4 protein-coding genes and 1 pseudogene are annotated in these 4,109 nt (G+C 64.9%); 4 read left to right on the top strand and 1 reads right to left on the bottom strand.

The window, feature by feature from the left end; genetic code table 11:
* Positions 1 to 445: dienelactone hydrolase family protein (locus sphsw_RS20725; protein WP_235188468.1), on the bottom strand; the 445-nt coding region annotated here is incomplete at its 3' end.
* Positions 446 to 771: 326 nt separating this feature from the next.
* On the opposite strand from sphsw_RS20725, the gene sphsw_RS18175 reads away from it, so the two are divergent.
* The 4 genes and pseudogenes from sphsw_RS18175 to sphsw_RS20720 all read left to right on the top strand — a co-directional run.
* A complete protein-coding gene (locus sphsw_RS18175; protein WP_031394433.1) occupies positions 772 to 1,341 on the top strand; it encodes a F0F1 ATP synthase subunit delta in 570 nt (189 codons plus the stop codon).
* A gap of 2 nt (positions 1,342 to 1,343) precedes the next feature.
* Positions 1,344 to 2,873, top strand: a complete 1,530-nt coding sequence (gene atpA / locus sphsw_RS18170) for a F0F1 ATP synthase subunit alpha (RefSeq protein WP_031441855.1) — start codon at positions 1,344 to 1,346, stop codon at positions 2,871 to 2,873.
* Positions 2,874 to 2,943: 70 nt separating this feature from the next.
* Positions 2,944 to 3,837, top strand: a complete 894-nt coding sequence (locus sphsw_RS18165; RefSeq protein WP_031441854.1) for a F0F1 ATP synthase subunit gamma — start codon at positions 2,944 to 2,946, stop codon at positions 3,835 to 3,837.
* Between the two features lie 17 nt (positions 3,838 to 3,854).
* A pseudogene (locus sphsw_RS20720) lies at positions 3,855 to 4,109 on the top strand (F0F1 ATP synthase subunit beta); the annotation flags it as partial.

Here is a 4,109-nt window from a genome sequence, read left to right as displayed (position 1 = left end):
CCGCCGGGATCATGCTGCCATAATAGCCGCTCGCGGCGGCCACGCCGTTGAGGCGGGTAGCGGCGAACCACGCGACCGACCCTCCATAGCAATAGCCGACGACGAACACCGGCCCGGTGGGGGCGAGCGAGTCGATGCAGGTCTGGACGTCGGTCAGCGACAATTCGAACGGATGAAGCTGCCGCGCAAGCTCGATCCCGCGGGCGAGGCCGTCACCCGAATAGTCCGCCTCGAAGCCCGGATGCTCGCGGTCGAACAGGGCGGGTGCCAGCACTTCATAGCCATCGGCCGCATAGTCGTCGCACAGATTGCGGATATGGTCGGTGACGCCGAAGATCTCCTGCATGAGGACGAGGCCGCCGCGACGGTCTCCCGTCGGCTGCGCATGATAGACCGCGATCGTCGCGCCGTCGGACATCGTCATGCTTTCCATCGTGCCGGTCATTCCGATTCCTTGTCGTGTGATCCTGTTCCGACCTTTATCGTTATTCTCGCGGAGGCGGGAACCCATAGTGGCAGGCCCTGCGATGAATGCGCTGGGTCCGGAGGATATGGATCCCTGCCTGCGCGGGGATGACGAAGAGGGTGAGGTGGGCCTTCCAACCATCTGCCGATGACAAAACAGTCACAAACCAGTCGTCTCGGCCGCCCGCCCGGCTTGCCAATGGTGGAACCCGATGCTACCCGCGCCGCGTCCCGGTAGAGGTGCTTTCGCGCCCTCTTCCCTTGTGGGACGGCGACATTCGGTTTCAGACGAGGATTGACAGGTCCGTGGAGACACTTCCCGGTAACGGCGGCGGCGCTATCCAGGCGAGCTTAGGTGGGCGTTATGCGCTCGCCCTGTTCGAACTGGCGCGTGACGCCAAGACGATCGACGCGGTCGAGCAGAGTCTGTCGACCGTGCGCGACGCGCTGGCGCAGTCCGACACGCTCCGCGACCTCACGACGAGCCCGATGGTATCGCGCGGCGCGGCGGTGAAGGCGATCTCCGCCGTTGCCGACGAGCTCGGCGTCGATGCGACCACGAAGAATTTCCTGGGCGTACTGGCCGAGAACCACCGGCTCGGCGCGCTGGCCAAGATCATCAAGGCGTATCGCACGCTTGCCGCGCAGCATCGCGGCGAGATCGCAGCCGAAGTGACCTCCGCGCATCCGCTGTCCGAAGAGCAGGTGATCGAGCTGAAGCATCAGCTCCGCCAGCGGGTCGGCCGTGAAGTTTCCGTCGACCTCAACGTCGACCCATCGCTGCTGGGCGGACTTGTCGTCCGCGTCGGCAGCCAGATGATCGATTCGTCGATCCGCACCCGTTTGAACACGCTCGCGCAGGCGATGAAAGGCTGACCATGGATATCCGCGCCGCAGAAATCTCGAAGATCATCAAGGATCAGATCGCCAATTTCGGCACCGAGGCCCAGGTCAGCGAGACCGGCCAGGTGCTGAGCGTCGGCGACGGCATCGCGCGCATCTTCGGCCTCGACAACGTCCAGGCCGGCGAGATGGTCGAATTCTCGAACGGCGTGCAGGGCATGGCGCTCAACCTCGAGGCCGACAATGTCGGCGTCGTGATCTTCGGGTCTGACTCGGAGATCAAGGAAGGCGACATCGTCAAGCGCACCGGCACGATCGTCGATGTGCCGATCGGCAAGGAGCTGCTCGGCCGCGTGGTCGACGGTCTCGGCAACCCGATCGACGGCAAGGGCCCGATCCACACGACCGAGCGCAGCCGCGTTGAGGTCAAGGCGCCGGGCATCATCCCGCGCCAGTCGGTCAGCGAGCCGGTCCAGACCGGTCTCAAGGCGATCGACGCACTCGTTCCCGTCGGCCGGGGCCAGCGCGAGCTGATCATCGGCGATCGCCAGACCGGCAAGTCGGCCGTCGCGATCGACGCGTTCATCAACCAGAAGACCGCGAACGCGGGCGACGACGAGTCGAAGAAGCTGTATTGCGTCTATGTCGCGATCGGCCAGAAGCGCTCGACCGTCGCGCAGCTCGTCAAGACGCTCGAAGAGAATGGCGCGATGGAATATTCCATCGTCGTTGCAGCCACCGCGTCGGATCCCGCACCGCTCCAGTATCTCGCGCCCTATACCGGCGTCGCGATGGGCGAGTATTTCCGCGATCGCGGCATGCACGCACTCATCTGCTACGACGATCTGTCGAAGCAGGCGGTCGCCTACCGCCAGATGTCGCTGCTGCTGCGTCGTCCGCCGGGCCGTGAAGCCTATCCCGGCGACGTGTTCTATCTCCACAGCCGTCTGCTCGAGCGTGCGGCGAAGATGTCGGACGCGAACGGAGGCGGCTCGCTGACCGCGCTGCCGATCATCGAGACCCAGGCGGGCGACGTTTCGGCGTACATCCCGACCAACGTGATCTCGATCACCGACGGCCAGATCTTCCTCGAAACCGACCTGTTCTTCTCGGGCGTGCGCCCGGCGATCAACGTCGGTCTCTCGGTTAGCCGCGTCGGCTCGGCCGCACAGACCAAGGCGATGAAGAAGGTGTCGGGCTCGATCAAGCTCGAGCTGGCGCAGTACCGCGAGATGGCGGCGTTCGCGCAGTTCGGGTCGGATCTCGATGCGTCGACGCAGAAGCTGCTCAACCGCGGTGCGCGTCTGACCGAGTTGCTCAAGCAGGCGCAGTTCTCGCCGCTGCCGTTCGAGGAGCAGACGGTGTCGATCTTCGCTGGCACCAGCGGCTATCTCGACAAGGTGCCCGTCGCCGACGTGACCCGCTACGAGCAGGCACTGCTCGCCGACATGCGCGCGAACCACGCCGATGTGCTGAAGCTGATCCGCGATACCCGCGATCTGGGTAACGAGGCGAAGGACAAGCTGAAGGCAGCGCTCGAGGCGTTCGCCAAGACGTTTGCATAAGTAGAACATGCCCCCGCTGATGCGGGGGCAGGCTGGGCCTCCGCATCAGCGGGGGAACAAAGGGACGTAGATGGCGAGCCTCAAGGCACTCAAGATCCGTATCGGCTCGGTGAAGTCGACGCAGAAGATCACCAAGGCGATGAAGATGGTCGCCGCTGCGAAACTGCGCCGTGCGCAGGACGCGGCGGTTGCCGGCCGGCCCTATGCCGAGCGGCTCGAAGCGGTGATGGCGAGCCTTGCCGGGCGCGTCGGCATCGCGCCGGGCGCATCGCCGCTGCTGGCCGGGACCGGCAGGGACCAGGTCCATCTGATCGTCATCGCGACGTCGGAGCGTGGTCTGGCGGGTGCGTTCAACACCAACATCGTCCGCGCGGCACGCCGCAAGGCCGAGGAGTTGATCGCGGCCGGCAAGACCGTGAAGTTCTATGTCGCCGGCAAGAAGGGGCGCGTGATCAAGCGTTTCTTCCCGAACGACATTCTCGCCGATCACGAGATGGGCGGGATCAAGAAGCTCGCGTTCAGCGACGCGCAGGCGATCTCCGAAGACCTGATCAAGCGCTTCGGCGAGGGTCAGTTCGACGTCGCGCATCTGTTCTACGCCAAGTTCGTCTCGGCGCTGGTGCAGGTGCCGACCGGCATCCAGATCGTCCCCGTGCCGCTTTCGACCATCCCCGGTGCCGAGGCCAAGCCGAACGCACCTGCGGAAGCCGTGGTCGAGTACGAGCCCGACGAGGAAGCGATCCTCGCCGATCTGCTGCCGCGCAACGTCGCGATCCAGATCTTCCGCGCGCTGCTCGAAAACGCAGCGTCGGAGCAGGGCAGCCGCATGAACGCGATGGACAACGCCACGCGCAACGCGGGCGACATGATCACGCGCCTCTCGATCCAGTATAACCGTACACGCCAAGCCGCGATCACGACCGAGCTGGTCGAAATCATCTCGGGCGCCGAAGCGCTCAAGTAAGCCCAAGGAAGCAGATAATGGCAACCGCCCCAGAGACCATCGCCCCAGTGGCGGCAACGAACAACACGGGTCGCATCTCGCAGGTGATCGGCGCGGTCGTCGACGTGCATTTCCCCGACAACCTGCCCGCGATTCTGTCGGCGCTCGAAACCGATAACAACGGCAACCGGCTCGTCCTCGAAGTCGCGCAGCATCTCGGCGAGAACACCGTCCGCACGATCGCGATGGACGCGACCGAGGGTCTGACCCGCGGCCAGACCGTCACCGACACC

This window comes from Sphingomonas sp. FUKUSWIS1 (assembly GCF_000733135.1).
GTDB lineage: Bacteria > Pseudomonadota > Alphaproteobacteria > Sphingomonadales > Sphingomonadaceae > Sphingomonas > Sphingomonas aerolata.
This window is presented reverse-complemented; position numbering and strand designations above follow the sequence as displayed.